The following is a 25,714-nucleotide window of genomic DNA, read 5'->3' as shown; positions in this document are numbered from 1 at the left end:
CGCCTGGTGGCGGCTCGTGGTTCGTGATTACCGTACTGCCCCTCAGCCCTGGCGACGTTGCGCCAGCAACTGGCGGGCATAGTCCACCCGCACGTCATGGCTGGCGACCATCTGCTGCACCAGCCAGTCCATTTCCGCCGGTTCGGCACCGGCCGCCAGCGCGATGTTGCGGGCGTGCAGCGCCATGTGGCCGCGCTGTATGCCCTCGGTGGCCAGGGCGCGCAGGGCCGCCATGTTCTGCGCCAGGCCCACGGCCACGGCGACTTCGGCCAGTTCCTGGGCGCTTTGCACGCGCAGGATCTTCAGCGCCGCCCGCGCCGCCGGATGGGTCTTGGTGGCACCGCCCACCAGGCCCACCGGCATGGGGATTTCCAGCGTGCCCACCAGGTCGCCGTCGGCGGCGATTTCCCAATGGGTCAGCGAAGTGTAGCGACCCTGGCGGCAGGCATAGGCATGGGCACCGGCTTCCACCGCCCGCCAGTCGTTGCCGGTGGCGACGATCACCGGGTCGATGCCGTTCATGATGCCCTTGTTGTGGGTGGCCGCCCGGTAAGGATCGACGGCGGCGAATTCATAGGCATCGACGATGCCGTTGATGACTTCCTCGCCACTGTATTGCTCGGTCGCCAGCACCTTGGCCGACACTTTCACCCGCGCCCGCGCCAGGCGCAGGTCGGCCAGGTTGGAGAGGATGCGCAGCCGCACCCGGCCGCCGGTGATCTGCTCGATGTGGCCGGCCACTGCCTCGGCCATGGTATTGACGGTATTGGCGCCCATCGCATCGCGCACATCCACGATCAGGTGGGTTACCACCATGGCGCCGCGGCGGGTATCCGGGAAGACATGCACCTCGATGTCACGGCAACCGCCCCCCAGCTGGTTGAGCAACTGGTCGCGACTGTTGGCGATGTCGATGATGGCCTGGCGTTCCTTGAGGATGGCCAGCCGCGCCCCGTGCGGGTCGTTCACACCGATCAGCTGGATCTGCGCCCGCATCAATGGCGTGCTGCTGGAGGTTTGGAAGCCGCCACAGGCGCGCACCAGCTTGGCCATGAAGGAGGCGGCGGCCACCACCGATGGTTCTTCTACCGCCATCGGGACCAGCACATCGCGGCCGTTCAGCTGGAAGTAGCCGGCCACGCCCAGCGGCAGCTGGAAGGTGCCGACCACATTTTCGATCATGCCGTTGGCGGTCGTCAGCGGCAGGGCGCCGGGCTGCCCCAGCAGGGCTTGCTCGGCTTCATCCAGGTGGGCCAGCCGGCTCACCTCGGCCAGGCGCGCGGCGGGAGCAAGGGAACGGAAGCCGGGCAGGCGGGAATCCGGGGCCGCACCCGGGAGCGTGTCATTGCGCATGCGTTTGTCTCACTGGTTGTCGTTGGTATCGTCAGCCCGGGCGAGGAAGCCTTGTCCGGGCAGCGCAGGCAGGATAGCAAGCGTGTACCATTGCGCATGGGTACAGTTGTGGCCAACAGCAAGTGAACTGTACCCAAGACAATCCCTTTGCATTGCAGCAAGAATCTTCATATTTTTCCATCCACGGGCCTGCCAGGGGCCTCGCCGGAGACCCATTGCCATGGCTGACGCACCCACCCTCACCAGCACGCTGGTCCAGTTGATCCGCCGCCAGATTGCCGAAGGCCTGCACCCGCCCGGCAGCAGGCTACCGTCGATCCGCGAGATGGCGGCGCGGCACGGCTGCGCCAAGAACACCATCGTCAACGTCTTCGATGAACTGACGGCCCAGGGCGTGGTGGAGCCCAGGCGCGGTTCCGGTTTCTTCGTCTGCGTGACACCGCCGCGCCCGAAGGAAGAAGAGGAGGGCAGCCTGAGCCGCGCCATGGACGTGGTCTGGCTCATGCGCGAGCAGTTGAAGCACGACCCCGGCCATTTGCGTCTGGGCGACGGTTTTCCACCGGTGGAATGGCTGCACGACGTGCGGCTGGACAAGTTCCATCAGAAGGTGGTGCGCACCGGCATGGGCGCGCTGTTCGGCTATGGCAGCCGTTTCGGCTACCTGCCGTTGCGCCAGCATCTGGTACAGAAACTGGCCCAGCACGGCATCGATGCCGGCACCGGCCAGATCGTCCTGACCCACGGTGCCAACCAGGCGCTGGATATCGTGATCCGCAATTTCGTGCGCCCCGGTGACCGGGTGCTGGTCGACGAGCCGGGCTACTACATGCTCTATGGCAAGCTCAAGCTCTCGGGGGCGCGCATCGTCGGCATTCCGCGCCTGCCGGACGGGCCGGACGTGGATGCGCTGGAGCGCGAACTGAAGCTGCCGGGCAAGCCGCCGCTGTTCTTCACGCAGTCGCTGGCGCACAATCCGACCGCCTCCGACACCTCGCCCCACAAGGCCCACAAGATCCTGCAACTGGCTGACCGCTACGATGCCCTGATCGTCGAGAACGATGCCTTCGCCGACTTCAAGCCGGCCACCGCGCCCCGTATCGCGACACTGGACCAGTTGCGCCGCACGCTCTACATCGGCAGCTTTTCCAAGTCGGTCTCGGCGGCCTTGCGGGTGGGCTTCATTGCCTGCCATCGTGACTTGGCCAGCGATCTGGCCGACATCAAGATGCTGGTCCACATGAGCAGTTCCGAATACTGCGAGCGGACCCTGGACGTGATCCTCTCCGACGGCCACTTCAGCCGCCACACTGCGCGTCTGCGCGATCGCCTGACCCAGGCCACCGAAGCCGCCTGCCACCAGTTGCAGCAACTGGGGGCGCAATTGTTCTGCGCGCCGCAGCAATCCATGTACTTGTGGGCTAGGTTTCCGGCATTCCCGGATGCCAGGCAATTGGCCCAGGGCCTGATGGCGCGCCATATCGTGTTGGCGCCGGGCAGCATTTTCCATGTGGATCCCGAGCAGGATGTACCCTGGTCGCGCTTCAATGTCGGCTTATTGTCTGATCCCCGGTTCACGTCGGCGGTGGCGGAAATGATGATCACTTCCAGCGGCATTCCCGGCGGCTGAGGCGTAGCCGTCCCGAGCGCGCCGCCCGTGGGAAGTGAGGCCGCATTGCCCGTGTGTTCTGCCCTTTGCTTTCTTGTCCAGCCTGATCCCGCGTGCCATAGTGCAAGGCAGCGGCAATCGGGGTTGCCGTGGTCAAAAGAATAATGAAAGCATGCTAACTAATGGGGGAGTACCTGTCGGGTGCTTCACTCGGGACGGATCTCAAATGAACATCTTAGGCAATATGAATATTGGCAAACGCCTCACGCTCGGCTTTGCCGTCATCCTGGCTTTTTCCGTGGTGGTGGCGGGGATGAGCCTGTGGCGACTGGAGCAGGTCTCCTCTGCGACCCGTGAAATGATGAGCGATCCACTCAAGACCGAGCGGATCATGGGGGACTGGTACACCAATCTCTCGTCCGGCATTCGCCGCACGCTGGCCATTGCCAAGAGCAGCGACCCGTCGTTGGGCCCCTATTTCGCCGCCGAGGCGGCCGAATCCACCCGTAGTTCCACCGAATACCAGAAGGCGGTAGAGAAGCTGCTGGTGACCCCTCGCGAAAAGGAGCTGTTCCAGAAGATCGGCGAGCAACGCAAGATCTACCTGTCCTCGCGCGACCAGATCGTCAAGCTCAAGGCCGAGGGCAAGGTGGATGAGGCCATGCAGTTGCTGGACAAGACCTTCGTGCCGGCCGCTGCCCTGTATCAGCAATTGATGCGCGACATGGTCGATCTGCAGCGCAAGGATATCGATGACACCGCCAAGGAAATCGACGATATCGCCGCCCAGAGCCGGGTACTGATCCTGGTGCTGGAAGGCCTGATCCTGTTGCTGGGCATCGTACTGGCACGCTACCTGACGCTGGGCATCACCAAGCCGCTGCATACGGCCGTGACCGTCTCGCGTAAGGTGGCCGAAGGCGACCTCTCGGCCCAGGTTCAGGTCAGTACGCGTGACGAAACCGGCCAGTTGCTGCAATCCCTGCGGGACATGAACGACAGCCTGCGTGGCATCGTCACCAACGTACGCACCGGTACCGACACCATCAGCACCGCCTCTTCCGAGATCGCTGCCGGCAACCTGGACCTGTCTTCTCGCACCGAACAGCAGGCCAGTTCGCTCGAAGAAACCGCCTCGGCCATGGAAGAACTCATTTCCACCGTGCGCCAGAACGCCGACAACGCCCGCCAGGCCAGCCAGCTGGCGCATTCCGCCTCGGCCGTGGCCGAGCAGGGCGGGGGCGTGGTCAACCAGGTGGTCGACACCATGGGCGCCATCAACGCCTCCTCGCGCAAGATCGTGGAAATCATCAGCGTGATTGATGGCATCGCCTTCCAGACCAACATCCTGGCCCTGAACGCGGCTGTGGAAGCGGCCCGTGCCGGCGAGCAGGGTCGCGGCTTTGCGGTGGTGGCGTCCGAAGTGCGTTCCCTGGCCCAGCGTTCGGCCTCGGCCGCCAAGGAAATCAAGGAACTGATCAACGACTCGGTGGAGAAGGTCGACGACGGCAGCCGTCTGGTTGAACAGGCCGGTAATACCATGCAGGAAGTGGTCAGCAGCGTGCGCCGCGTGACCGATATCGTGGCCGAGATCAGTGCCGCCAGCGCCGAGCAGACCAGCGGCATCGAGCAGATCAACCTGGCCATCACCCAGATGGATCAGGTCACCCAGCAGAACGCCGCGCTGGTGGAAGAAGCGGCCGCTGCCGCTGCGTCGATGCAGAACCAGGCCGGTCAGTTGATGCAGATGGTCAGCGTGTTCCGCCTCAGCGAGGGCGAACCGGTTGTGCGACGCGAGATCGACGTCACGCCGACCGGGCCTACGCTGCCGGGTTGAATCGCACTTCGAAGACGGCCCCGCGTGGGCCGTTGCCAGCCGTGGTTTGCTATCGAAACGCCTCGGCGATCATGGCGCAAATGGGGAAAATGAAGAATCTCATGGAGGCGAAACCTAGTGCGTACCCAAGCGCTTGCGACAAGTAACGACGAGGGTAGGACGAATCAATGATCATGTGGTAGCGCGCAATCTCTTGGAAAAGGCATGCCACCACAAATGGTCCAAGAAACAAGCTGATAGTGAGAAATTTGGTGGACGAAATAGATAGCTGTTCCACTAGTAAGAGTGTGAAACCGGAGGTAATGCAGCCTCCGATAAACGATACAAGACATCTTGTGATGAAGTGTTCTGCATTGTTTAGCCACATGAGCTGACGTGGCCACGCGAATGCGCGCGTAAAGACAAGGCATGCGACTTCAACAATCGATCGAAGAAAATGAAGGAATAGTTCTTCCATGTGGTCCTAATGCTGGCAAGCGAGGCCACTAACGAGTTTTTCTGAGTCGTTCATTGCTCAGGCAGGCGGGCAACAGGCTCAGATCAACATCAAATCCCCCACCCACCGCCCCATTTCCCAAAACAGCGCCACCGCGCCCGCGACTGCAAGGTAGGGGCCGAAGGCGATGGTCTGTTCACGGCCGGTGTCGCACAGGCGCATCTGCCACAACCCGACCACCGCCGCACCGGTCGACGCCAGCACGATGATCGGCAGCAGCGATGCCCATCCCAGCCAGGCACCAAGTGCGGCGAGCAGTTTGAAGTCGCCGTAGCCCATGCCGTCCTTCCCGGTGAAAAGGCGGAAGATCCAGAAAATACTCCACAGTGCCGCATACCCGGCGACCGCACCCCAGACGGCATCGCGCAGGGGGACGAAGGTTGCAAACGAATTGAGCAGGAGACCCAACCAGAGCAGCGGCAAGGTAAGGCAGTCGGGCAAGATCTGGTGATCGAGGTCGATGAAGAAGAGGGCGGTCAGCGTCCACAGCAGCAGTAATGCGCCCGCCAGTTGTAGCGTCGGGCCAAAGTGCCAGGCGGCGCCGGCAGCGAGCAGGGCGCTGCCCAATTCGATCAAGGGATAGCGCAGCGGAATGCGGGCCTGGCAGCCGGCACAGCGGCCGCGCAGGAACAGGTAACTGAGGACCGGAATGTTTTCGATGGGGCGTACCGGACGCTTGCAGGCAGGGCAATGCGAGCGGGGCGTGGCCAGTGTCAGTGGCGCTACTGGTGTCGCCAGTGTCACTGGTGTCGAGGGCAGCTGTCCTGCACCCAGTGATTCCTGCTCGTGTGGGTAAGCGTAGGCCGCTTCCAGCATCAATGGCAGGCGATAGATCAGTACATTCAGAAAGCTGCCAATGAAGAGTCCGCCCAGCGCCGCAGCGCTGATGACGAACCTGGTGTCGGCGAAAAGTGCGTGGGCCAATCCAAACATGCAGTGTTCCTTGAGGGGAGGGGAGAAGCGGTGCCGACGCACCGCTGACTACCTGGCTTCTCTGAGCAGATGGCGCAGGCGGGCGATCACCTGGGTGGCGTAGCGGGCGCGCTTGTCCGGGCTGACGGCGTTGTAGGCGCCGAGGGCTTCCCAGCTCACACCCATGCGCTGGAAATTGGAACCGAGTATCCAGGCGCCGACATGGATGTTGGTACAAGCATCAAGCAGGTCAGATTCACTGATGCGGTAGCGCGCCAGAAATCCCAGCCAGCTGGAATTGATCTGCATGATGCCGATGTCGCGCGTGCCGTTGCGGTTGCGATTCAGTGCACTGGGATTCATGCCCGACTCTTGCTGGGCAATGGCCTGCAGGATCAACGGAGATACGCCATAGCGCGCCCCCGCCTGTTCGAAGCACAGGTTGGCCGCCCCCGCCGGATCAGCGCACAAGGTGCTCGACAGCGTGGCGGCCAGTATCAGGGCTTTATAGGGACGGTACATTCAGCGCTCTTCCTCCGGGGCGGAGGGCCTGGCCTCGACCACGAGCGCGGCACTGAGGAAGAACACCGGCGCTCCCAGCACCATCGACAGCATGATGGCGCCGGGGTAGCTCAGCACCCGGAAGTGGCCGAGTCCAAAGGCCAGCAACAAGGTCGCCACGCAGAGCACAGGTAGCGCGGCAGAGCGCGTCCGGCCGGAGGCAGCGACTGGTACGTCACCCCGTCGTGCGCGCCGCAGGCGGAAGTACAGGTAGCCCAGCAAGAACGGGCCGCCATAGGCCAGGAGCAGGAAGAGCAGGATCAACATCAATTCGGCAGCGTGCATCGCTCATTCCGTGGTCAGGTAGGTCCAGCGTTTTTTCTTGAACATGATGAGCTGGTAGTAGTGGATCTCGCCGTTCTCGCCTCCGCCTTTGTTATAGAACTTGAATTCGAGGTACATCGGTTTGAAATCGACTTCTCGTCTGTCTGGGCCATTGCTCCGCCCATCATCATCGAGATAGCAATTCATGCAGGTGAAGGCCGGCCTTCTGAACATTGGCTCGGTCCATTCCGACGGCTCCATGGGCGTGATGTAGCTGAAGTGGAAGCGCGCATGGCTGTAGTTCTCGTTTGGATAGTTGCCGCCCGCCGCTGCGTCCACATGATAGAGTCCCTTGTCGTCGCCGAATCTATCCTTGACGTTATCCCATTTATTGACAAGTTCGCCATTTTTCCAGTGTTTCAGGGTAATCTGCCCGGGGATTGTCTGGCCCCACCACTTCGAACCGAGCTGATTGCGGTGCCAGTCCATCCAGCGAAAATCAACGGCCAGATATTCGTTGGGATCGATGATCTCTTCCGTATACTTCTTGAAGGGCATTTTCCACTGGGCGCCACCGCTACCGTTGGATATGCACCGCAGGATGCCCGACTGATTGCCGTTGCTGTTGCTTGCCATGGCATTGATCTGATCTGTATTGCAGTTGTCTCCTTCTTTAGCGACTTCCGCCTTGGCGCGCGCATAGATGCTGGCCGACCAGGCCAGACCACCACCGCTACCGGCCTGGCAGACCAGCAGGTTGGCTACGCCTTGCGCCGTGATTTCGGCGGCCATCATGCCTTTCGTGGTGCAGGACTGACCCGCCACCTGGTTGCCCATGGCCGCGGCTTGCCATTTGCTGCCCTTGCAGATCGCCATGAGGCCGTTGGGCAGATAGGCGGCTGAACCCTCCGGGCTGCAGCTGTCGCCAGCTTTGACCTGGCTCAGGCCATAGTTGCTGTTGGCCGCCTCCCAGTAGTTGGAGGTGCACATCATCAGGCGGCCGTTGCTGTCCTGCGCCAGGGCGAGATTCTCTAGACAGCCCATCCCCACTGTGACGTGATTCCCATAGGCCAGGAGACGGGCGCCGCTGCTAGAAAACTGGGCGCCATTCTCGATGTTAAGGTTGCCGGTGCGTACGCCGCCGTTGGCTTTTAACTGGCCTGACACCTCCAGGGATTTATCCATCTTCACTGGTGCCTTGAAGGTGGCCTCCCCATTGACCACCAGGGACTGGATATCCGTGGCGCCCTGAACCACCATCTTGCCCAGTGCCGTCAGCGTACCTGCGACATCCAGTGTGCTGTTGAGCTTGGCGGCCTTATCGGCTGTCAGGGTGCCGGTGGTTACGCTGCCGCTGGTCAGGGTGGTCGTGTTCATGCCCTTGGCGTTCACCTGATCCAAATTGGTAATGGAATGGTTGGCAAAATCCCAGTCTGCCGTCGGCTTGAGCGAGCCATCGCGACGAATCAGCTCCAGCGTGGCGGCTGCCGCGTAGCCATTGCGCCAGGCCAGGATGCCGGGTACGCCCGTAGTGACGTTTTTCACCAGCTGCTGCACCGGATTGGCCGCGCTCCAGGCACCGGCGTAGGCTTTCAGATCGAACTTGGGATTGATGCTGCTGGTGGTGGCGTCACGATCGGGTAACCCCGAACTTGCACCCACACCGTTGGACATGCGCAGCAGCGCCGACATGTCCGCCTGCACCAGTGCATAGGGCTGTACGTTGAAGACCAGCGAGTCCAGATTGATGTCGGTCCCGGCCGGCGTGCGTTTGATGACGATGCCGTAGATGTTGTCATTCTTGGTGGCCGCGCTGGCGGTGGCGCCGCCCCTGACCACCGTGGCATGCACCGGCAACAAGGGAGCGGCAGGAATCTGCCGGTCCACCAGGCCGAGGGTCTGCAGGTCGGTCAGCGCTGGCTGCAGGATGTTGGTGACCTGATGTGTCTTGCTCGCGCCGGCAGCATCTGTGTAGCTGGCCGTGAAATAGCATGATTTGTCAGGGCTGCCTGAGGCTGGATAGCTGACCTTGGCACAGCTGTCGGGGTAGGTGCTACGGTCGATGATGTGCGGATAGTACAGTGTCATGTACGCGCCTATGCCATTGTTGATGCGGGCATAGGCAGCGTTCTGCGCTTCCAGCACGGCGGTCTGGCGTTGCTGCGAAGCCCAGTCGGTGCCAACCGCGCCGGCTGTGCCCAGCATGGCCGTGGTCACCAGTGCCTGGCCTAGTGCGAAACCGCGTTGTCGGCGGTAGGGGCGGCGCCGTGGGTGCCGATGGGGGGCAAGGAGAAGACTGCACCGGGGGAAGCACAGCAGCTGCTGCGCGATGCGATGAAGTAGGGGAGTCATCAGTTCCTCTGCGAGGTTTGTTGGGTTTTCTTTTGCACGGCACTCTGCAGTTGTTGCGTGGTCGCCATGAAGCCCAGCAGCATGGAGGCCAGCGCGACACCGCAGAGCAGGAGCATCACGCTGTTGAGACGGGCAGACGATTTTTCGATGGAGGTGGCGATGCGGTCGATGGAGCCGGTGCCGATCTTGACGAAGGCTTCCACCGGATCGCGGCGTTCGGAGGCGTCCATGATGCGGTCTTCCAGATCCTGATTGAGCACGCCGGTGCCGAAGGCCGCGCCGAAGTTTTCAGCGTTGGCAGAGCTGATGCCGCGTAGGATGCTGCGGACGTGCCAGCGCATCCATGGGGTCGAGTAGCGCACCGCCTGCTCCAGTGACGAGCGCAGCGAAATGCCCGAGCGCATCAGCGAGGCCAGCGAGACGATCAGCATGGCACCCGAATAGTCGCGGTAGACACTATAGGGCAGGCGCTTGTCGAACGGCCGTCGGCTTGGGCCGGCCCAGTGGGCCAACGAATACATGAAGGCGATGAAGAGGATGACATTGGTCCCGATCATCAGCAGCCCGTAGTGCCGCACGCCGTTGGCAACGGCGGCCAGGGCCTTGCCGGAGGCCGGCCATTCGGTGACGGGCATGATCGATTCCAGCACCGGAATGGCGTAGAATGAAAAGCCCAGCAGGATGGCGTAGAACAGCGCGATCAGGAACAGCGGATACATCACCGCGCCTTTGATGGCAGCCGTCATGCGCTCGGTCTTTTCCACCGTGCCGGAGAGGAAGCGCAGGCCCTCGGCCACGCTGGCGTCGCCAGCGGTCTGGGCGGCATCGAGCATCATCAGTTCCGAGGTGGGCGCCACGCCCTCCAGCGCCGTGGCCAGGGAGCCGTTGATGGCATTCCTGAGGATGTGGCGGTACAGCAGGGCCATGCCGCGGTCGCGCTTGCGGGCGCGCTTCTCATACTTCTTGAAGGTGGAGAACAGCGGCACCCGGTCTTCCAGCGACATGGCCAGGTCGAAGTAGAACTCGGCCCGGCGTGCGCGCAGCTGGCGCTTGGCCATGCTAAGTTGCAGGTGTTCGAATACGTTCATGACATTCTCTTGTGCACGATCTGGCGGAATCCTTTGGGATGACCAAAGGTGGTCTTGAAGTAATAGGGGTCGATCTGCCCCTGGGTCAGGCTGTAGAGGGCATGGCCCCAGGCGGCCTTGCCGCGCATGTCCCGGGCATCGAAGGGGGCGACGCGGGCGGCATGGTAGTGGTCGCGCGCATCCAGGTCGCGTCCGGCCAGCAGGAGGCGCAGCAGGTCGTTGTCGGGCGTGATCACCTCGGCCGCCACGCATACGCCGCGAGTACCGGCGTGCGACAGCTGGCTGTAATCCACGCCGGGGATGCGGCAATGGGCGCAGCCGCTGTCGCTGGCGCACATCATCTGGTCGATGTCGAGACCGAACACGGTTTCGTAGGCGTTCAACTCCTCAGCCGGCAGGCGCTCCCTCGCGGGCAGCTTGCAATGCGGGCAGTTCCTGGGCAGCAGCGCCTGATAGACCAGGATGGACAGGAATTCCGGATTGCAGACGGCATGCCGGTCCAGTCCTACCATTTTGGAGGTCAGGCGCGAGACGATGCCCAGGGCCGAGGTGGCATGCACGGTGGTGAAGATCTTGTGGCCGGTCTCGATGGCGGCCTGGGCGATTTCACCGGAGAGCGGATCGCGCACCTCGCCGAACATGCCGATATCGGGGTCAAGCCGCAGAAAGGCCCGCATGGCGTTGAGGAAAGGGTTTTCCGCGCCGATGGCATTGGTCCGCTGCACCGAGAGATGGGTCACGCCCGGCACGATGTACTCGACCGGGTCTTCGATGGAAATGATCTTGCGTTCGCCACCGGCAGCCAGCATCGACAGCATGGAATTGAGCGTGGTGGTCTTGCCCGATCCGGTCACGCCAGCCACGAACACGCCGCCCCAGGCCGATTGCATGGCCAGGTCCAGCTGCTCCACCTGGCTGGGCAGGTAGCCCAGTTCGGGCAGGGTCTTGACCTTGCTGGAGGAACTGGCGCTGGAATGCAGGATCCGCAGCACCACATCGAAACCGCCCACCGAGGGGTGGCTCTGGTAGCGCAGCGTGAAATCCCGCTCCTTGTTGCGGATCGGGATCATGGCCTGCTGCGGCAGACGGGCATTGAAGGCGGCATCCGAACGCGACAATTCCTCGGCCTGTACGGTAAAGGCAGCGCTCACGGCATCGATGACGATCTGTGCCGGATAGCTGCCGATGCGGCGTATCACGCCATCTACGCGGGCGTTAAGCGTGGCATAGTCACCGCGCACCTCGAGATGGGCATCGCTGGCGCCGATTTCGATGGCGCGCCCGACCATGTCGGCGAAGTAGTTCAAGGGCTTGGATTCGGCGATGATCAGGTCTATCCCCGATACCGCCCTGGTCGCCGCTTCCTCATGAGTCGCAGCGACCTGATAGTCAAGAATCTCGAAGACGATAGGCTCGGCCGTGAAGAACATGCGCGGCGTCTTGCCGTCGCGCTTGAGGCGGTCGAGGATGTGGAACCACTCCGAGGACAGGTTCACGCCCCGGGTGGCAACCATCGCAATCAGGCCCGCTTCCATGTTGAGCACGGCGATGCGCTCCTGGTTGAAAGTGCGGTATTTTTTGGCCGGCCACATCTCCAGCACGCTACGGAACTGCGGCAGTTCCTCGGCGCGCCGGAGATGGGCCATTTCCAGGTTCGGTGATGACTTTTTTTCGGGAAGCATGTGGATGCCGCTTATCAACGCAAGGCCGGTGCCGTATTACCCATATTGACGCGATCGCCCGGGCTCTGGGGCTTGCCGCCGAATTCCAGGGGCGGTAGTCGGCCTTTTCCCGGTAACTGGCTGGCCAGATGGCGTGCCTGCGTATCCGCTGTGACAAACGCGCGCGAATCGTCGCCGCCCTTGGGCACGGAAAGGAACAGGCAGGTCTCCTGTTGCTGGCAGGCCTGCACCGCCGCACCGCGTTTTTCCCTGCCCGCCTTGATGCTGTCCTGGGGGCTCTTGGTCAAGAGCACACCTTCCTCCATGAGGATGATGTATTTCCACGGCCCCATCTTGCGCAGCGGCCCAGGCACAGGCACTACGCGTGACTGGCCGTTGACATCAAGTTCGGCCTTGTAATTGCGGTCGATTCCGTACAGGCCCAGCAGCACCGGATTTCTTTCCACCACGGGTTCAGCAGGAACGTCCTTCGAGGGATTCTTGCTGGCTGGATTGAGGCGGGCAGCGAATTCCCGTTTTCCGACCTGTTTGGCGAGCTTGATCATGTCGCCCAGAGTGGCGCTCTGGTCGATACGGCTGGCGCTCGCATCGGCCGGTGCTGCTGCGTCCATGGCATGGCAGGGTAGCGCCGCGCCTAGCAGCAAGGCGGTGAGTGCGACCATCGGCGGCAAGTTAGAAGTCTTTACCTTTTGCATAATATTTTCCAGATAGCTTGTAGCGGGTCTTTTCAATGGGCGCGACGGTCTTATCCGTGTCGAGTTCGACCGTGATGCTATCGATAGCCACGTAGTCTTCCAGCACGATGTCCTCCATGGTCCACAGTGGTCCTTCTATGGCCCAGACCGCGTTGACTACCGGGCGTACCAGTTGGTTGACGTCTCCTTGTCCGGCGAACAGTTGTGCCGGCTCCACCTTGACTTTGATATCCATCATGGATAGGTCTTGCAGGGTGCTGAAGAACTTCGATGACACTGTGCTGCGCAGCGGCAATGCCGCGCGCGTCAGCTTCGGTGGTGGAGGTACGACCGCCCCAGCATTGTCCAGGCGGTGCTGCGTCACCAACTGGGCGCTGGTGAGATCGTCGGGACTGAAGACGTCGTATTGCGGCTGGCCCATCGCCGAGGGTGGCAGCGCATGTCCGAACTCGGCAAAGTTGCCGTAGCTGCGGATCCAGGAGGCATTACACAGGGCCGGGGTACATTCCACCTTGCTCAGTCGCCAGCCCTTGATCTGAAGCGGAATTTGCTTCAGACCGCCCACCATGCGCTGAAGGCTGATCTGGCCGATACCGGTAACAGCCGCCAGATCAACGTCAATCTTGTTTTCGTAGACAATGTTGGGATCACTGGCGATGCGTGCTTGCTCGTTGGCGAGCTTCTTGTCCCGGGCCAGCTTGTAGGTGACCGCGCCGAAGCCCACCACGAACACGACCGCCGACACCGCCAGCAAAACGAGCATTTTCCTGATGTCGGGAATCTTCTTCAGGCGCACCTTGGCCGTGACTTCGTCCAGCACCAGGTCCCAGTCGATCTCTTCCACATTGCCCAGCAGATCGACCGCACCGACCCGCCGTACCGAGCCCGAGTCGGTGAGCTGCAGGAAGGTGTTGATGCGCTCGCTCACTACCTCGGTGTTGCCGATGACATCAAATCCCGGCACCGGCTGTCCGTCGCGCAGCACGACCACGCAGCTGCGCCTGGTATCGACGTGGAAGGCGAAGATTTCTTCGCCGCCGTGCGAATAGTTCTGGCCTAACAGCAGTGCCAGCGAGACCAGTGCGCCCCGCCCCTTTCCATGACCACCCGGGTTGGAAGAGAAGAAGCCGATCTGTGTACCATCAGGTGTGATGCAATAGCTGTGCTCGTCCTCGGCCCGGGCAGCGCTGAAGAGTTTGCTCCGTTCGCCCTTGGTCAATGGCACCCAGTGCAGGCCAGCCACCAGGGCCACCTTCTCTTTCGGGAAGATACGGCTGTGGTCTACGACCGGTCGGGTTCTGCAGACCGGCTTCTTGTTGAGTAGAGTCTTAAACATCGGTGAGTCGTGGGGTGATCAGGATCACGAAGGATTGCCGGACGTTGGAAGCGGTCTTGCTGGCGGCGAGGCCATCGACGCTGCCGCTGTTGCTGGAATTGGTCTGGGCCTGGTCATCCCCCAGCATGACCAGCGTTTCCCCCGAAGGCACCACCATGCGTTGGCCTACAGTGAAGGCACTCACGTTGGGCAGTTGAATGGTTTGCCCGGATGAACTGAATGAGGGCAGACCCTTCAAACTGGAGATGTTGATATAGGTCTGCAACAGCACTTGGTTGGAATCCAGCACCACCGGCAAGAAGGCCAGGGACATGCCCGTGCTGATCTGCCCCGGCGTCAGGCTGGGGCCGGTCGTAGTGACACTGCCCACCTGTCCGCCAGCGACGACTGCCGCCTGGGTCTGCTTCAGGTAGGCCTGCTGGTTGACCACCATCAGCGGTACCGAGACCCGGTTGGAGGTGACGGCTACCCCCGAATAGGTGGTCGAGACCCGCCCAAATGTCTTGAGCAACTTGATCATCGCGTTAGTGCCGTTGCCGTTCTGGTAGCCGATGGTGAAGGGGCTGCCGGACTGGCTGGGCAACAGCGCCGCGGGGGTGGTTGACGAGAAACCGTTGCGCACTACGTTCCAGTCAATGCCGGCCGAGAATTCGTCGTTCAACTGTACTGACAGCACCTGGATTTCCAGGCTGACTTGACGCATCAAGGATTTGTTGACTTGCTCGATATAGTTTTCCACGGCCTTCATCGGTTCGGCGGCATCGGTCACCGTGATCACGCCTGATTTGCCGTCGACCGAGAATTTGCCGCCGCCGGAGATGAGCGACCCCAAGGTCTTTTCGATACCCCCCCAGAAGTCGGATTCGAAATCCATGCTGGCCGAACTGCCGCCTCCGCCGCCTCCACCACCTCCACCCCCGCCGTTGCCTCCACTGCCTCCACCATCGCCGCCAGTCGAGGCTGACAGCGAAGCGGAGTATTTGAAGGAGGTACTCAGGGTCTTGACGAAGAAGGTACGGGTGCTGAGGCGATAGAAGAGGATGCGGTCATCCTCGTACTTCCACTGCAATCCTGCGCGCACGGCCACGTAATCCAGCAGGCCCGCAAACGAGCCGGCGTAGTTGAGCTCATAGGTATTGCCATACGTCTGGTTGCTGAAGTTGAGATCGCTCAGATTCTTTTCGCCGAAGGCGCTTTTCTCGCTCGCGCTGCCCTGCGTACCCGGAAGCGGCAGGGCGGCTGCGGCGAGTGCCGCGCCGGCTGTGGCTCCGACTGTGAAGCGCGAGGCCGGCATGAGCGCGTCGGGCGTGAGCAGCATCGGTACGCCGGTCTCGCTGGCGATACGCTCGACGATGGTGGCCACGGAATAACGTCCCGGGAAGCGGAAGGCCACCTGGCGCATCGCATCCGGTAGTGCTGCCTCGCGTGACAGAGGTATCGAGCGTGTTGCGATGATCAGGCGCGTGTCTTTGATCGCATAAGCCGGGCGCGGTTGGGGCGTGGTCAGTTCGGCGCGTGAGCTGTCCGTGCGGGTGATGACCTTGTCCAGGGTCCGATCGGCTCGGCGCCAGGTGCTGCACGCGGTGCACAAGACACTGATGCCAATGATCAGGATAAGCATGTGAGCACAACGGCGGCCTTGCCGCAGACGCTGCACCGCCGGCAGATGGAACTGGTTCAGGGGGACGATGATCTGTTCGATGGTCATAAGTTACCTTGATGGGCCTCAGCGAGCCTTACCTTCCAGATAGCCGCCGATGCGGATGATGCGCAGCTCGCTGTTGATGCGTGCCTGCACCGGATAGTCGGTGGTGGCCAGTGACTCCACTACGGCGCTGACCACCTGCTCGATACGACCGGATAATTGCAGCTCGGTCTCGATGGGGAAATCGCGCGGTGCATCCCACACCAGCTGCCAGCCGGCTTCTTGCCCCCACCGCTGCAGCATGCGGCGCACCGAGACATCGGCACGTCGTACCTGCCACTGCTGCACACCCGGGTCAGGATGATGGTCTATTGCGGAAACGCCAATGCCGTTGGTCAGTTCGGGTTCAATCGCGGCGCCCTTGGGCAGCCAGGCGGAGGCGCGCCCAGTGGCGGCAAGTGCCTCTGCATTGGTCGGATCATGCCCCCCCACTTGCTGGGCATGGACGGGAATGCAGACCGCCAGGAGGGCAAAGGCACGTAGCCACCGACGGGGCAGGCCGCAAGGGCGGGTGCGATGAATGAGGTGAACCGTGACTTTGTTCATAAGTAGATGTCATGCCTAGAGAGCGTGGTTATTGCTCGTGAGGAAGAGGGTGAAGTAAGGGAGAGCGGTTTCGCACAGGAGGCTCAGCGTGGCGGGATTGAGAGGGGTATAGGGGTCACTCTTGATCACAAACACGTTGGCCAGCGGCGTGGTCAGCGCACGGTTTGCATTCAGCGCGACCGAACGCAGGGCCGGTTTGGTGACATCTTCACCGGTAGTGGCCGCGCCGGCCAGGGCGTGCCGTAGTCCGGCAGTATTCAGGGTCGATTCCAGGTTCTGCACGATGGCCGGACACAGGCGCGCAGGCAGACCTGATACATGCAATACCCAACTGCTCCTGCCGCCGCCGATCAATGGCTCCAAGAACAACCGCCCGCCCCAGGTATTGTTGATTTGGGTCTTGTCACCGACGCCAGCCCCTACATATTGCCGGGCCACGGTGGCACCGCTGGCTAGTGTGCCGGTATCGATTGGGGCGGAACCGTCATCGTTCACCAAAAAATTCTGCAGTGACAGCATCGTCTGTTGCAAAAAACGGGATGACGAGCTTACCTCGGCCTGATCAAGCTGCTCGCGCAATACCTCCAGCGAGGCCACTACCAGAATGGCGGAAATGGCCATTGAGACGGATAACTCAATCAGCGTGAAACCACATTGGCGCAGCCGTCGCAAAGGGGCGTAGGAGGCTCTGCCATGGATGTGTCTGGTGTCGCCCCGCTGGGATAGGGTGAAAGGGGTCATCGTAGTTTGGATCTCACTAGCAGTACACCGAAGTTGTTGCCAGCGTCTCGACAGGCCGCGGACAGCGCAGCAGGAGCAAGATCCTGGCCCAGATTTCTGACGATGCGCGGGACGGCGACGTTAAGGCCAGCGCTAATGGTGATCGCAGGCAGGTTGGAGTCAAGGCCGACAATGAGGGCCCAGCCAACAGGGTCGGCCATTCCGTCGGGAAAGACCACAAGTGCATCAGCTATCGGCGCGAACTGGAACAAGAGGTCGGCACAGTGCTCTGTCGGGATGGCATTCAGGTATAAGCCCCAAGCCCGGGACGCGACTCCGATCGGTGCTACGCCGACGGCACCTCCGAATGGATGGGTCACGGTGACGTTGTTCCCGGCGCGCCGGGTGATGAGGAAGTGGCTAAACGCGCCGAAGGACACTGCCTGCCGCAAGGTCAAACCGCCATAGTTGGGCAATTGGTCATAGGCATCGTTGATGCGCCTGATCGCGTTACCATTCTCGGCGGAGAGTTCATTGATTCTCTGTTGTGCGAGCAGCCATGTCGTGCCGGTAATACTACTCAGCACGATCATGCCGGCCAGGGCCAGGGCCACGGAGAGCTCTACCAATGTGTAGCCGGAGTGGTGTTTTCTCATAGGAATGCGGATATTTTCTTTAATGCCGCCCCTCGGACAGAGGCGGCATCGAAAAGAGCTATCCGAAGCGCATTACTTCCAGTTGATCAGACCGATGCTCACGGAGGCGTTGCCGGTGCCGCAGGCACGCGCATGGGTCATCGCCGCGATATCGAGTGTGCCGTTCGGCAGGTGTCCTTGGACTACCGCAGCGGCGGCTGTAGCAGGGGTTGGATTCCCGCCGCCAGGTGGAATTAATCGCATGCCGGCTAAAGTCAACGTGCCAACACCCGCAGCGGTAATTGTGCGGGTCCCCACCGTTGCTTCGGGTTGAACAAGAATGCCCCGGACGCCGGTAGCCGAGGCGGAAGAGACAATGTCTGCACAGGAGGACGTAGGAATGCCAGCTAAAGTCACAACATAGCCGGTGTTGGATGCCGGCCCGGTGAACAGGGTAGCGACATCAACGGTGGTGGGAAAGCCAAAGCGGTTATTGGCGACTCGGTTCGGGGCGAGACCGATAATATCGAAGGCACCGTCAAAGGCGCCGAAGCCAACGGCAACTTCGGTCCCCAGGCCGGCGAAGGAATTGGCCCGGGCATAGATTTTGTCGATCTGGGCCATCGTACGGGGGATGCCGCTGACCACATCATTAGCTCGCGCTTGCCGCAGCACCACCTGCACCAGCGCAATGGCCGAGACCAGCAGCACGCCGGCAATGGCAACAGCCACTGACAGTTCGACAATGGTGAAACCGCTTTGCGTACGTGGAAGGGGGCGCGTCTTGTGTATTGAGTGAGGGGAGTAAAGCATTTTTAGTATTCCTTGAACTTCGTTAATGCCGTCTGAAGGGACGGCTCTGGTGATAAAACATGGGATGACCAATACAGGCGGGCGATGTGCTCGGGCCAGGCAAGCAGGGCGCCGACGCAGTTTCGCGGACTTGTCCGTCTTGATCTGTGTTGCATGGTCGTTATCGTCGGACTGGCGATTTATTTCCTCACGGGTCTATCTCCTTTCTCGCGGATCGAAACGCTTCGCCTGGATCGGCAAGACGAAGCGACGGGAATAGCTCAATACCCGCATGAAGCCGGGCAGGCGGAATTGCAGAATGTCGTCCTTGACGGCAGCAAACAGGTTTTGTACCGAGGCCAGGGCATCGACATCGATGTCGCTGGAGAGATGGCCGATGAAGAAATTTTCGGTCTGCGTCAGCAGGGAGTAGCTGACCGAAGTCGGCGACTGGGTGGAATAGACGATGCCGATGCCGAACTTGGCACCTTCCTTGGCGAAACGGGCATAGATGTCGGTGGTGTTCTTGCCGGCGGCCTCGACCGGGAAGATCATGTGCGCTTCTTCGAAGTAGATCTGCACGAAGCGCCCGGCCAGGGTGTTGGTGATGAACTTGTGTTCCTGCTGCTGGAACACGGCGGTGGAGATGATGCGCGAGAAGTAGCGCACGATGCGTTCATTGGCCGCGCCCAGGTCGATGATGACGGTCTTTCCCGTATCGATGGCGCGGAGGGTGTCGTGCAGAAAATCGCTGGCGTTGGCGGAGTGGAACTGCAGGCATTCGCGCAGGAAGTAGGAACCCACGCCGTTGGTCTGGCAAAGCAGTTCTTGCACCACGCGGTCTTCTTCGTCGAACAGTTCGGTGCGGCCCACGCGCAGGTTGGGGTCGTTTGAATACTTGAGTGCGAAGGCCGAGAGCACGCGGATCTCCTCGGTCATCTCGAGGAAGCTGGTGGGCATCGGCGGCGGCACCTTCGATTTGATCGCCTGCCAGGCTGCCATGCGAAGCGCTTGCGTGAAGCCCACATTGATCAGTCCGCGTGTAGCGATTTCGGCGCAGACCGCCTCGCCCGGATCGAATCCTGCATCCTGCAGCAGCGTCCAGAGCAGGCAAAGCTTGCGGAAGGCGACGGCGCTGTCATGGGTGCGCCCGCCTTTCAGCGCCGATAGTGCGGGGAAACGGATCATCAGGAAGTTGCGCACCTCAGGGATATCCAATACCGAGGGCGTGAGCAATTCGGAGAAGATAGTCAGGGCGGCTTCCGGGATGTCGTAGAAGTTGTAGCGAAGGAACTCGCCGTTGCCGCGTGGCTGGGTTGAGAGGTAGTACACCTGGACGCGCTCGGGGTAGGCCGAGGCGATGGAAAAATTGCCGTCCTGGGGATTGTCGTTGGCGTATTCGCCATTGACGTCGAACACCAGCTGGCCGACTTGACCACTCTCGCGGGTGGCATTGAGCACGCCTTGCATGAGCAGCTTGACGACGTTGGATTTGCCCAGCCGGGTCTTGCCGAACATGGCGGTGCGCTTGCCCACCACTTCATTGACGCTCATGGCCACCGGCATCGGGTGCGTAGCTTTGCTGGTATGTTCGCCCCAGCGCACATGGCCCAGTTCGAAGGTTTCGCCGACGTCATCCGACAGTGCCAGCAGGGCGCGCAGGATGGGCTCGGGCAGGACGTAGCATGCGCAGGAGGGCGAGAGCATCAGCGCACCATAGGCCGGTAGTCCGGCATAGTAGGACAGCCTGCCGCTGCGCTGGTCGACGCGGCAGCTGCCCATGACACGGCAGTGCAATTTGCACGTGGTGGTGTGGTCATCACGACGTGCCGTAACTTGCAGGAATCGCGCGAGGACAAATTCCTGAGTGCCGTTGGTGGACCAGTCAGGCGAGGCGATGGCGAGGAACTGCCCAGGGACGATACCTGCATGACTCAGCCGTTCGTAAGACGAACCAGCGGTGACTTTCAGGCCGTCCTGAGTTTCGAGCAGACCAAGGCTATCTTCTCGCGCAAAAAACATATCGTCGTATCAAAAATGAGGTGGGTGATCGGGTTCCAGAAATAGCTGAAACCTGTTTCACATCGTTCCAACCATGAAGCCGATTTGCCGACCTATGGATTGAATTTCTTCCTTGCTTGCCATTCTGTTCCCGAGCTAATTCGATCAGTCCCGCAACGCAGAGCGGTTCTGTCTTGCGGATTCGCGGCGACGGCAGTGTTTGAGGTGGGTGGCTTCGCATCCGATTTGTGCTCTCGACGGATGTGGACGGAACACTGGGGCTGACACCCGATGACGTCGACGATGAGAGAGGAAGGCGAGAGCGTTGCTCATGGCTTTATTGGTGGAGCGACTGCGAGATGCTCCACGGCGGTAGCGCTGCAAATCATTTATTCGGAGCGCTAATTTATTCCAAAATTTTTCGCCAGGACATTCACAACGGACGAGATTTGTTCATAAAAAATCAGCACCCGTGCAAAACAATTTCATATTTTCTCTATGCGGATGTGTCGTTGCATGTCACTGGCGGCTGCCGGCTTCTCTGATTGGGAGATACGGTGCGATGTCAGTTCGGTTCCCCGCCGGCGCCAGCCTGCTCGCGGAATTTGCATGACGACGCTAGCCGTTGGAATTTCACTTTGAAGGGGAGGGGGACGGGTCGCTGCCAGAAGTGATCTCCTGGTTATTTCCCTGCGCGCTCGCGGCGCTGGTGGGCGATCTACGTTCACGCCCTGGCAGCGCCGATGTGGCAGGTCGAAAAGTATTTGATCAGATGGGGCAGGTCATGCGTGTCGACGCGGGATCCGTTCTCGCGGACGGAGAGGTGAATAGCACTAGCGTGCAGTGAAAAAGAGGGGGCGCCGCGCACTGATTCGCACAAAGGGTGATGCCTTAGCGTCGCATCGCCCTCAGTGCGGCCTGGCAGCCCCACCACTGGCTTTCTCAGCTGATGCAGATGGTCAGCGTATTCCGGCTCAGCGAGAGCGAACCGTTGGTCCGACGCGACTTTGACGTCACGCCGACCGGGCCTACGCTGCCGGGTTGAAACGCACTTCGAAGACGGCCCCGTGTGGGCCGTTGCCTGCCGAGATTGTCCAGCCATGCGCCTGGGCAATCTCGGCGCAGATGGATAATCCCAGCCCCGCCCCCTGGTCACGTCGATGTGGCCCGCGCCAGAAGCGCTCGAACAGGTGGGGCAGGGCGTCCTCCGCGATGCCCGGTCCCTCGTCGCGCACTGACAGCCGTCGGGCATTGGCGTGCAGCGTCACGGTCCCGCCCGGCGGGCTGTGATGCAGGGCATTCTCCAGCAGGTTCTTGCACATTACCCCCAGCGCACCCGGATCGGCCAGGATCATGGACGGCGGCGCACTGTCGGCCGGCCCGATCATTACCTTCACCGCCATCTGCTGCGCCAGCCGCTCCAGCTGGCTGGCGGCCTGCGTCCAGGCAGCCTGCGGTGAGGTCTGCTGCATGCTGTAGTTATGGCGTTCGCTGGCTTCGGCCAGGGTCAGCAGTTGCTGTACCTGGCGCGCCATGCGATCGATATCCTGCAGCAGCATTTCGCCGTCGGCGACGTCGCCCAGTTCGACCTGGCCGCGCATGAGGGTCAGTGGTGTCTTCAGTTCATGGGCCGCAGTGGCCAGGAAATCGCGCTGCTGGCGGTAGCCCTGCTCCAGTCGATCCAGTGCCAGGTTCACCGAGTGGAACAGCGGCGTGATCTCGCGGGGTACGTCTTGTACCGACAGGCGCGCCGACAGATTGTCGATGTCGATGGTGGCCGCCGCATTAGCGGCCCGGCGCAAGGGCTTGAGCAGATGATGCAGGGTCACCGCCACGACGATGGAAAACAGCAGCGCGCAGACAATGGCGCCGACGATGATCATCCAGGTCAGGCGCTGCCCCTTGTCATCCTGGATGATGCGTAGCAGGCGCTCGCTGCGCATGACCTGGACGTAGTAGTTGCGGCCGCCATGTTCGAACTGCCGGGTGAGTACATGCAGGGTGCGACCATCGACACGCAGTTTCAGTCGGGCTGGCGCGGGTGTGAAGGGATTGCCCGGCTCGGCATAGGGCTGGGTGATGCCATCCGAGGCCAGCAGAACGCGGCCCTGCTCATCCAGGATGCGATAGACACTATCGGCCTTGAGGATTTCGTAGGCGGCGTCGTCCTTGTCGTTGATGGCGGTGCGGTAGGGGCGGTCGTTCTGGTCGAACTGCAGGCCCTTGATGACCTGGCTGGCATTGTTCTTCAGCGACAGGTCGGTCAGCATGTCCGGCCCCCAGCGCAGCATCAGCGTGATGACACCGATGATCACGGCACCGGTAACCGAGAGCACCAGCGCAGTGACCAGCTGCAGGTGCAGGGCCAGGCTGCGATGGCAGCAAGCCCGGGAGGGGGCGGCGGTGGCACCGGCCAGGTCGGCGGTTTCAGGTGTCTTCATGAGGCATTTTCAGGGCGTAGCCCAATCCGCGCTGGTTGACGATCTGCACGCAGGAATCGATCCCGGCCAACTTGCGCCGCAGGCGATGCAAGGCCACGTCCAGCGCATTGGGCGTGACCGGCTCGGCAATGCCCCAGGCGGCGGCCTCCAGCGCGGTACGGCGCGCCGTGGCGCCCGCTGCGCGGACCAACACCAGCATCAGTTGCAGCTCGGCCGAGGACAGGGAAATTGACTCCGCTGCGCAGACCATGCGGCTTTCCATCGGGTCGATGCGCAGGTCACCGTGTTCCGGCGCCAGGCTCTGCTGCTGCGGTGCGCGTCGCATCAGGGCGCGCACGCGGGCCACCAGTTCTTCCATCGAAAAGGGTTTGGGGAGGTAATCATCCGCGCCGGCCTCTAGCCCGTCGATACGGTCGTGCAGGGCGTCGCGCGCGGTCAGCATGAGGCAGGGGGTATCGATACGGCGGGCGCGCAACTGGCGTACCAGTTGCAGGCCGTCGCCATCGGGCAGGTTGCGATCCAGCACCAGGGCCGGATAGCGGATCTGTGCCAGGCCGGTGGTGGCCTGGGACAGCGTGCCGTAGACATCGGTCTCGATGCCTGCCGTCGCCAGCGCCCGGCTGACCAGCGCGGCCATGCGTTCATGGTCTTCCAGCAGGGCGATGCGATTCATCATGAAGGAATGGACCCCGTCAGAAGTGGTAGAGATAACCGGCGCGCACCCCGGCGGCGCTGCTGCGATCGACCAGGGGGCTATCGGTGATGCCGCTGCCGAAGCGGGTCACGCGCAGATCCAGAAACAGCGACTGCGAGGATGTCATCTGCCAGTCGGTGCGCAGGCCACCTACCAGGTTGGCGGTCGAGCTGCCCTGGTAGAAGGCGCGACCGGCCCGGACCTCGTTGCTGCGTACGCCGAAGTAATAGTCCACATAGTCGCTGCTCATCCAGTTCACTCCCAGGTAGGGTACCAGCGTAAAGCGGCCGCTCTTGAAACGGTGCTCTGCGCGCAGCTTGACGGTCTGCCCATGGCTGTTGCCGGATGCATCGGCCAGCCATTCCAGGGACAGGTCGGCATACGGGTTGCGCCACAGGGCGGCACCGCCCAGCCAGAAACCACCCTTGCGCTTTTCCATGCCATTCAGGATGGGCGCATCGCTGCCTTCATAGCCTTCATCGGCATACTGCGCCCGCAGCGAGAAGCCGACCGGACCAACGGCGCCCAGCTTCAGGTCGGCCGTGGTGCCGAGCAAGCGGAACCGGGGGCCATTGTACATAAGCAGGGGCAGCGCCCGGGTGCGATTGCCGTAGCCGGCATAGGGACTGCGTTCTACGCCCACGCCGGCACCCAGCGCCCATTGGCTGGTGTTGGAGCTGCTGTCGGCAACGGGCTCGGTGGTAGCGGATTGCTGGCCATGGGCCAGGAGGGGCAACATCAGTAGCGCGGCGCAGGCCAGGGGCGTGCGTGGAGAGAAGCGGATCGACATGTGGACTCCAGGGGAGGGGAAAGACGTCAAGGGGGATGCGACGCCGGCATCATCCCGTGAGCTGTCTTACCGCATCCTTACCTGCGGCACATGTCAACAGTGATCATCAGGCCTGTTTCCAGTAATCCGGCTGGGCATATGCATGCCGCAGGAAATCCACGAAAGCGCGGATACGCAAGGGCAGGTGGCGTCGCTGTGCGAACACGGCGTAGATGGAGGGGGCCGGAGCGGCAAACTTGTCCAGCACCGTGACCAGTTCCCCGGCCTCGATGGCGGCGCCGACTTCCCACATCGAACGCCAGGCCAGTCCGCGACCGGCCAGCGCCCAGTTGTGTAACACCTCACCGTCATTGCAGACCATGTTGCCGCCGACCTTGTAGATGCTGACCTTGCCCGATTGCTTCAGGGTCCAGCCGCGCTGGCTGCCTTCGCTGCTCATGGCCAGGCAATTGTGACGCACCAGCTCATCGGGAGTCTGCGGCGTGCCATGGCGACGCAGGTAGGAGGGGGCAGCGACGATGACGCGGTGGTTTTCCGCCAGCTTCACGCTCACCAGGTTGGAGTCGGTCAGGGTGGCGATGCGGATGGCGACGTCTATTCCTTCACCGATGACGTCGGCAATGCGATCGTTCAGGTTCAGCGTGAGCGTGACGTCGCGGTGCTCGGCCAGGAAGGAGGGGACCAGAGGCGCCACGTGCTGGCGTCCGAACCCGGCCGGGGCCGAGATCAGCAATTGCCCGCTGGCGCGGGCGCTGCGTTCGGAGACGGCCGATTCGGCATCTTCCAGGTCGGCCAGGATGCGCTGGCAGTCTTCCAGGAAGGCGGCACCTTCATTGGTGAGGACGATCTTGCGGGTGGTCCGCTGCAGCAGTTTCACGCCCAGGCGCTCTTCCAGCGCGTCCAGCCGGCGACCTATCATGGCCGGGGCGATGCCCTCGGCGCGGGCGGCGGCCGAGAGGCTGCCACGGGTGGCGACCTCGGCAAAGGTCGAAATCTGCTTGAACTGGTCCATGCGGGTCCCTGGGAAGAGGCTGGAATCGGGGCAAAGCCGCGCCGGGAGTGGCACAGGCCGCATCATCACTACCTGCGGATTATCTGCTCACTTATGACTAAAACGCAAAGATAAAGTGATAAAAGCTTCCACTCATAAGCATTTTGTTTAAATATACTGCGTACATAAAGTGCGTGATGCGATGCAAAAAGCGACA

General features: G+C 61.8%; 21 protein-coding genes. 2 read left to right on the top strand and 19 right to left on the bottom strand.

From position 1 onward, the window contains the following. Positions 1-42: 42 nt before the first annotated feature. Complete coding sequence (locus HWE04_RS12545; protein WP_241812600.1) at positions 43-1,353, bottom strand: hydroxymethylglutaryl-CoA reductase, degradative; 1,311 nt, start codon at positions 1,351-1,353, stop codon at positions 43-45. A gap of 220 nt (positions 1,354-1,573) precedes the next feature. Here HWE04_RS12545 and HWE04_RS12540 point away from each other — a divergent pair, with 220 nt between their 5' ends. Together HWE04_RS12540 and HWE04_RS12535 are read left to right on the top strand one after the other, a co-directional pair. Further along, the gene (locus HWE04_RS12540; RefSeq protein WP_241812599.1) at positions 1,574-2,980 is read left to right on the top strand and encodes an aminotransferase-like domain-containing protein; all 1,407 of its coding nucleotides are present in this window, start codon (positions 1,574-1,576) and stop codon (positions 2,978-2,980) included. Positions 2,981-3,185: 205 nt separating this feature from the next. Further along, on the top strand, positions 3,186-4,796 hold the full coding sequence (locus HWE04_RS12535; protein ID WP_241812598.1) for a methyl-accepting chemotaxis protein: 1,611 nt from the start codon (positions 3,186-3,188) through the stop codon (positions 4,794-4,796). Positions 4,797-5,331: 535 nt separating this feature from the next. Here the strand turns inward: HWE04_RS12535 and HWE04_RS12530 are convergent. The 18 genes from HWE04_RS12530 to HWE04_RS12445 form a co-directional block, all read right to left on the bottom strand. Continuing rightward, entirely contained in the window at positions 5,332-6,225 is an 894-nt protein-coding gene (locus HWE04_RS12530) for a prepilin peptidase (RefSeq protein ID WP_241812597.1), read from the bottom strand. A 48-nt stretch (positions 6,226-6,273) separates the two neighbouring features. Then, the gene (locus HWE04_RS12525; protein WP_241812596.1) at positions 6,274-6,726 is read right to left on the bottom strand and encodes a lytic transglycosylase domain-containing protein; all 453 of its coding nucleotides are present in this window, start codon (positions 6,724-6,726) and stop codon (positions 6,274-6,276) included. Further along, complete coding sequence (locus tag HWE04_RS12520; RefSeq protein WP_241812595.1) at positions 6,727-7,050, bottom strand: hypothetical protein; 324 nt, start codon at positions 7,048-7,050, stop codon at positions 6,727-6,729. 3 nt (positions 7,051-7,053) lie between these two features. After that, on the bottom strand, positions 7,054-9,234 hold the full coding sequence (locus HWE04_RS12515; protein ID WP_241812594.1) for a polymer-forming cytoskeletal protein: 2,181 nt from the start codon (positions 9,232-9,234) through the stop codon (positions 7,054-7,056). 146 nt (positions 9,235-9,380) lie between these two features. Continuing rightward, positions 9,381-10,469 carry a hypothetical protein gene (locus HWE04_RS12510; protein WP_241812593.1) on the bottom strand — a complete coding sequence of 363 codons (1,089 nt, stop codon included), beginning with the start codon at positions 10,467-10,469 and terminating at the stop codon, positions 9,381-9,383. Further along, the gene (locus tag HWE04_RS12505) at positions 10,466-12,115 is read right to left on the bottom strand and encodes a GspE/PulE family protein (RefSeq protein WP_241812592.1); all 1,650 of its coding nucleotides are present in this window, start codon (positions 12,113-12,115) and stop codon (positions 10,466-10,468) included. Before HWE04_RS12505 ends, HWE04_RS12510 begins: the two co-directional genes overlap by 4 nt. A gap of 50 nt (positions 12,116-12,165) precedes the next feature. Then, positions 12,166-12,846 carry a hypothetical protein gene (locus tag HWE04_RS12500; RefSeq protein WP_241812591.1) on the bottom strand — a complete coding sequence of 227 codons (681 nt, stop codon included), beginning with the start codon at positions 12,844-12,846 and terminating at the stop codon, positions 12,166-12,168. Continuing rightward, complete coding sequence (gene pilO2 / locus HWE04_RS12495) at positions 12,824-14,182, bottom strand: type 4b pilus protein PilO2 (protein WP_241812590.1); 1,359 nt, start codon at positions 14,180-14,182, stop codon at positions 12,824-12,826. The genes HWE04_RS12500 and pilO2 overlap by 23 nt, the downstream gene beginning before the upstream one ends. Then, positions 14,175-15,890, bottom strand: coding sequence for a secretin N-terminal domain-containing protein (locus tag HWE04_RS12490; protein ID WP_241812589.1), 1,716 nt, complete (start codon positions 15,888-15,890; stop codon positions 14,175-14,177). Before HWE04_RS12490 ends, pilO2 begins: the two co-directional genes overlap by 8 nt. Before the next feature lie 18 nt (positions 15,891-15,908). Beyond that, the gene (locus HWE04_RS12485; RefSeq protein ID WP_241812588.1) at positions 15,909-16,433 is read right to left on the bottom strand and encodes a toxin co-regulated pilus biosynthesis Q family protein; all 525 of its coding nucleotides are present in this window, start codon (positions 16,431-16,433) and stop codon (positions 15,909-15,911) included. A 15-nt stretch (positions 16,434-16,448) separates the two neighbouring features. Then, complete coding sequence (locus HWE04_RS12480; protein ID WP_241812587.1) at positions 16,449-17,174, bottom strand: type II secretion system protein; 726 nt, start codon at positions 17,172-17,174, stop codon at positions 16,449-16,451. Next, positions 17,171-17,809 (bottom strand): type II secretion system protein, encoded by a 639-nt coding sequence (locus tag HWE04_RS12475; RefSeq protein ID WP_241812586.1) that lies wholly within the window; start codon positions 17,807-17,809, stop codon positions 17,171-17,173. The genes HWE04_RS12480 and HWE04_RS12475 overlap by 4 nt, the downstream gene beginning before the upstream one ends. A 72-nt stretch (positions 17,810-17,881) precedes the next feature. Beyond that, complete coding sequence (locus HWE04_RS12470) at positions 17,882-18,601, bottom strand: type IV pilin protein (RefSeq protein WP_241812585.1); 720 nt, start codon at positions 18,599-18,601, stop codon at positions 17,882-17,884. 195 nt (positions 18,602-18,796) lie between these two features. Then, a complete protein-coding gene (locus tag HWE04_RS12465) occupies positions 18,797-20,362 on the bottom strand; it encodes an ATP-binding protein (protein ID WP_241812584.1) in 1,566 nt (521 codons plus the stop codon). Positions 20,363-21,609: 1,247 nt separating this feature from the next. Continuing rightward, a complete protein-coding gene (locus HWE04_RS12460; protein WP_241812583.1) occupies positions 21,610-23,022 on the bottom strand; it encodes a sensor histidine kinase in 1,413 nt (470 codons plus the stop codon). Next, positions 23,009-23,695 carry a response regulator transcription factor gene (locus tag HWE04_RS12455; RefSeq protein ID WP_039876089.1) on the bottom strand — a complete coding sequence of 229 codons (687 nt, stop codon included), beginning with the start codon at positions 23,693-23,695 and terminating at the stop codon, positions 23,009-23,011. Before HWE04_RS12455 ends, HWE04_RS12460 begins: the two co-directional genes overlap by 14 nt. A 19-nt stretch (positions 23,696-23,714) precedes the next feature. Further along, positions 23,715-24,506 carry a MipA/OmpV family protein gene (locus tag HWE04_RS12450; RefSeq protein WP_241812582.1) on the bottom strand — a complete coding sequence of 264 codons (792 nt, stop codon included), beginning with the start codon at positions 24,504-24,506 and terminating at the stop codon, positions 23,715-23,717. Positions 24,507-24,612: 106 nt separating this feature from the next. After that, entirely contained in the window at positions 24,613-25,518 is a 906-nt protein-coding gene (locus HWE04_RS12445) for a LysR family transcriptional regulator (protein ID WP_241812581.1), read from the bottom strand. Between the last annotated feature and the right edge of the window lie 196 nt (positions 25,519-25,714).

The organism is Herbaspirillum sp. C7C2, from assembly GCF_022627865.1.
Classification (GTDB): Bacteria; Pseudomonadota; Gammaproteobacteria; order Burkholderiales; family Burkholderiaceae_D; genus Herbaspirillum; species Herbaspirillum frisingense.
The sequence above is the reverse complement of the archived record's forward strand: the minus strand, read 5'-3'. Positions and strand labels throughout refer to the sequence as shown.

Excerpts from the sequence above, each read along its gene's own strand:
- HWE04_RS12545 (WP_241812600.1), bottom strand. The coding sequence starts at position 1,353 with ATGCGCAATGACACGCTCCCGGGTGCGGCCCCGGATTCCCGCCTGCCC.
- HWE04_RS12540 (WP_241812599.1), top strand. The coding sequence starts at position 1,574 with ATGGCTGACGCACCCACCCTCACCAGCACGCTGGTCCAGTTGATCCGC.
- HWE04_RS12535 (WP_241812598.1), top strand. The coding sequence starts at position 3,186 with ATGAACATCTTAGGCAATATGAATATTGGCAAACGCCTCACGCTCGGC.
- HWE04_RS12530 (WP_241812597.1), bottom strand. The coding sequence starts at position 6,225 with ATGTTTGGATTGGCCCACGCACTTTTCGCCGACACCAGGTTCGTCATC.
- HWE04_RS12525 (WP_241812596.1), bottom strand. The coding sequence starts at position 6,726 with ATGTACCGTCCCTATAAAGCCCTGATACTGGCCGCCACGCTGTCGAGC.
- HWE04_RS12520 (WP_241812595.1), bottom strand. The coding sequence starts at position 7,050 with ATGCACGCTGCCGAATTGATGTTGATCCTGCTCTTCCTGCTCCTGGCC.
- HWE04_RS12515 (WP_241812594.1), bottom strand. The coding sequence starts at position 9,234 with ATGCTGGGCACAGCCGGCGCGGTTGGCACCGACTGGGCTTCGCAGCAA.
- HWE04_RS12510 (WP_241812593.1), bottom strand. The coding sequence starts at position 10,469 with ATGAACGTATTCGAACACCTGCAACTTAGCATGGCCAAGCGCCAGCTG.
- HWE04_RS12505 (WP_241812592.1), bottom strand. The coding sequence starts at position 12,115 with ATGGCCCATCTCCGGCGCGCCGAGGAACTGCCGCAGTTCCGTAGCGTG.
- HWE04_RS12500 (WP_241812591.1), bottom strand. The coding sequence starts at position 12,846 with ATGCAAAAGGTAAAGACTTCTAACTTGCCGCCGATGGTCGCACTCACC.
- pilO2 (WP_241812590.1), bottom strand. The coding sequence starts at position 14,182 with ATGTTTAAGACTCTACTCAACAAGAAGCCGGTCTGCAGAACCCGACCG.
- HWE04_RS12490 (WP_241812589.1), bottom strand. The coding sequence starts at position 15,890 with ATGACCATCGAACAGATCATCGTCCCCCTGAACCAGTTCCATCTGCCG.
- HWE04_RS12485 (WP_241812588.1), bottom strand. The coding sequence starts at position 16,433 with ATGAACAAAGTCACGGTTCACCTCATTCATCGCACCCGCCCTTGCGGC.
- HWE04_RS12480 (WP_241812587.1), bottom strand. The coding sequence starts at position 17,174 with ATGACCCCTTTCACCCTATCCCAGCGGGGCGACACCAGACACATCCAT.
- HWE04_RS12475 (WP_241812586.1), bottom strand. The coding sequence starts at position 17,809 with ATGAGAAAACACCACTCCGGCTACACATTGGTAGAGCTCTCCGTGGCC.
- HWE04_RS12470 (WP_241812585.1), bottom strand. The coding sequence starts at position 18,601 with ATGCTTTACTCCCCTCACTCAATACACAAGACGCGCCCCCTTCCACGT.
- HWE04_RS12465 (WP_241812584.1), bottom strand. The coding sequence starts at position 20,362 with ATGGGCAGCTGCCGCGTCGACCAGCGCAGCGGCAGGCTGTCCTACTAT.
- HWE04_RS12460 (WP_241812583.1), bottom strand. The coding sequence starts at position 23,022 with ATGAAGACACCTGAAACCGCCGACCTGGCCGGTGCCACCGCCGCCCCC.
- HWE04_RS12455 (WP_039876089.1), bottom strand. The coding sequence starts at position 23,695 with ATGAATCGCATCGCCCTGCTGGAAGACCATGAACGCATGGCCGCGCTG.
- HWE04_RS12450 (WP_241812582.1), bottom strand. The coding sequence starts at position 24,506 with ATGTCGATCCGCTTCTCTCCACGCACGCCCCTGGCCTGCGCCGCGCTA.
- HWE04_RS12445 (WP_241812581.1), bottom strand. The coding sequence starts at position 25,518 with ATGGACCAGTTCAAGCAGATTTCGACCTTTGCCGAGGTCGCCACCCGT.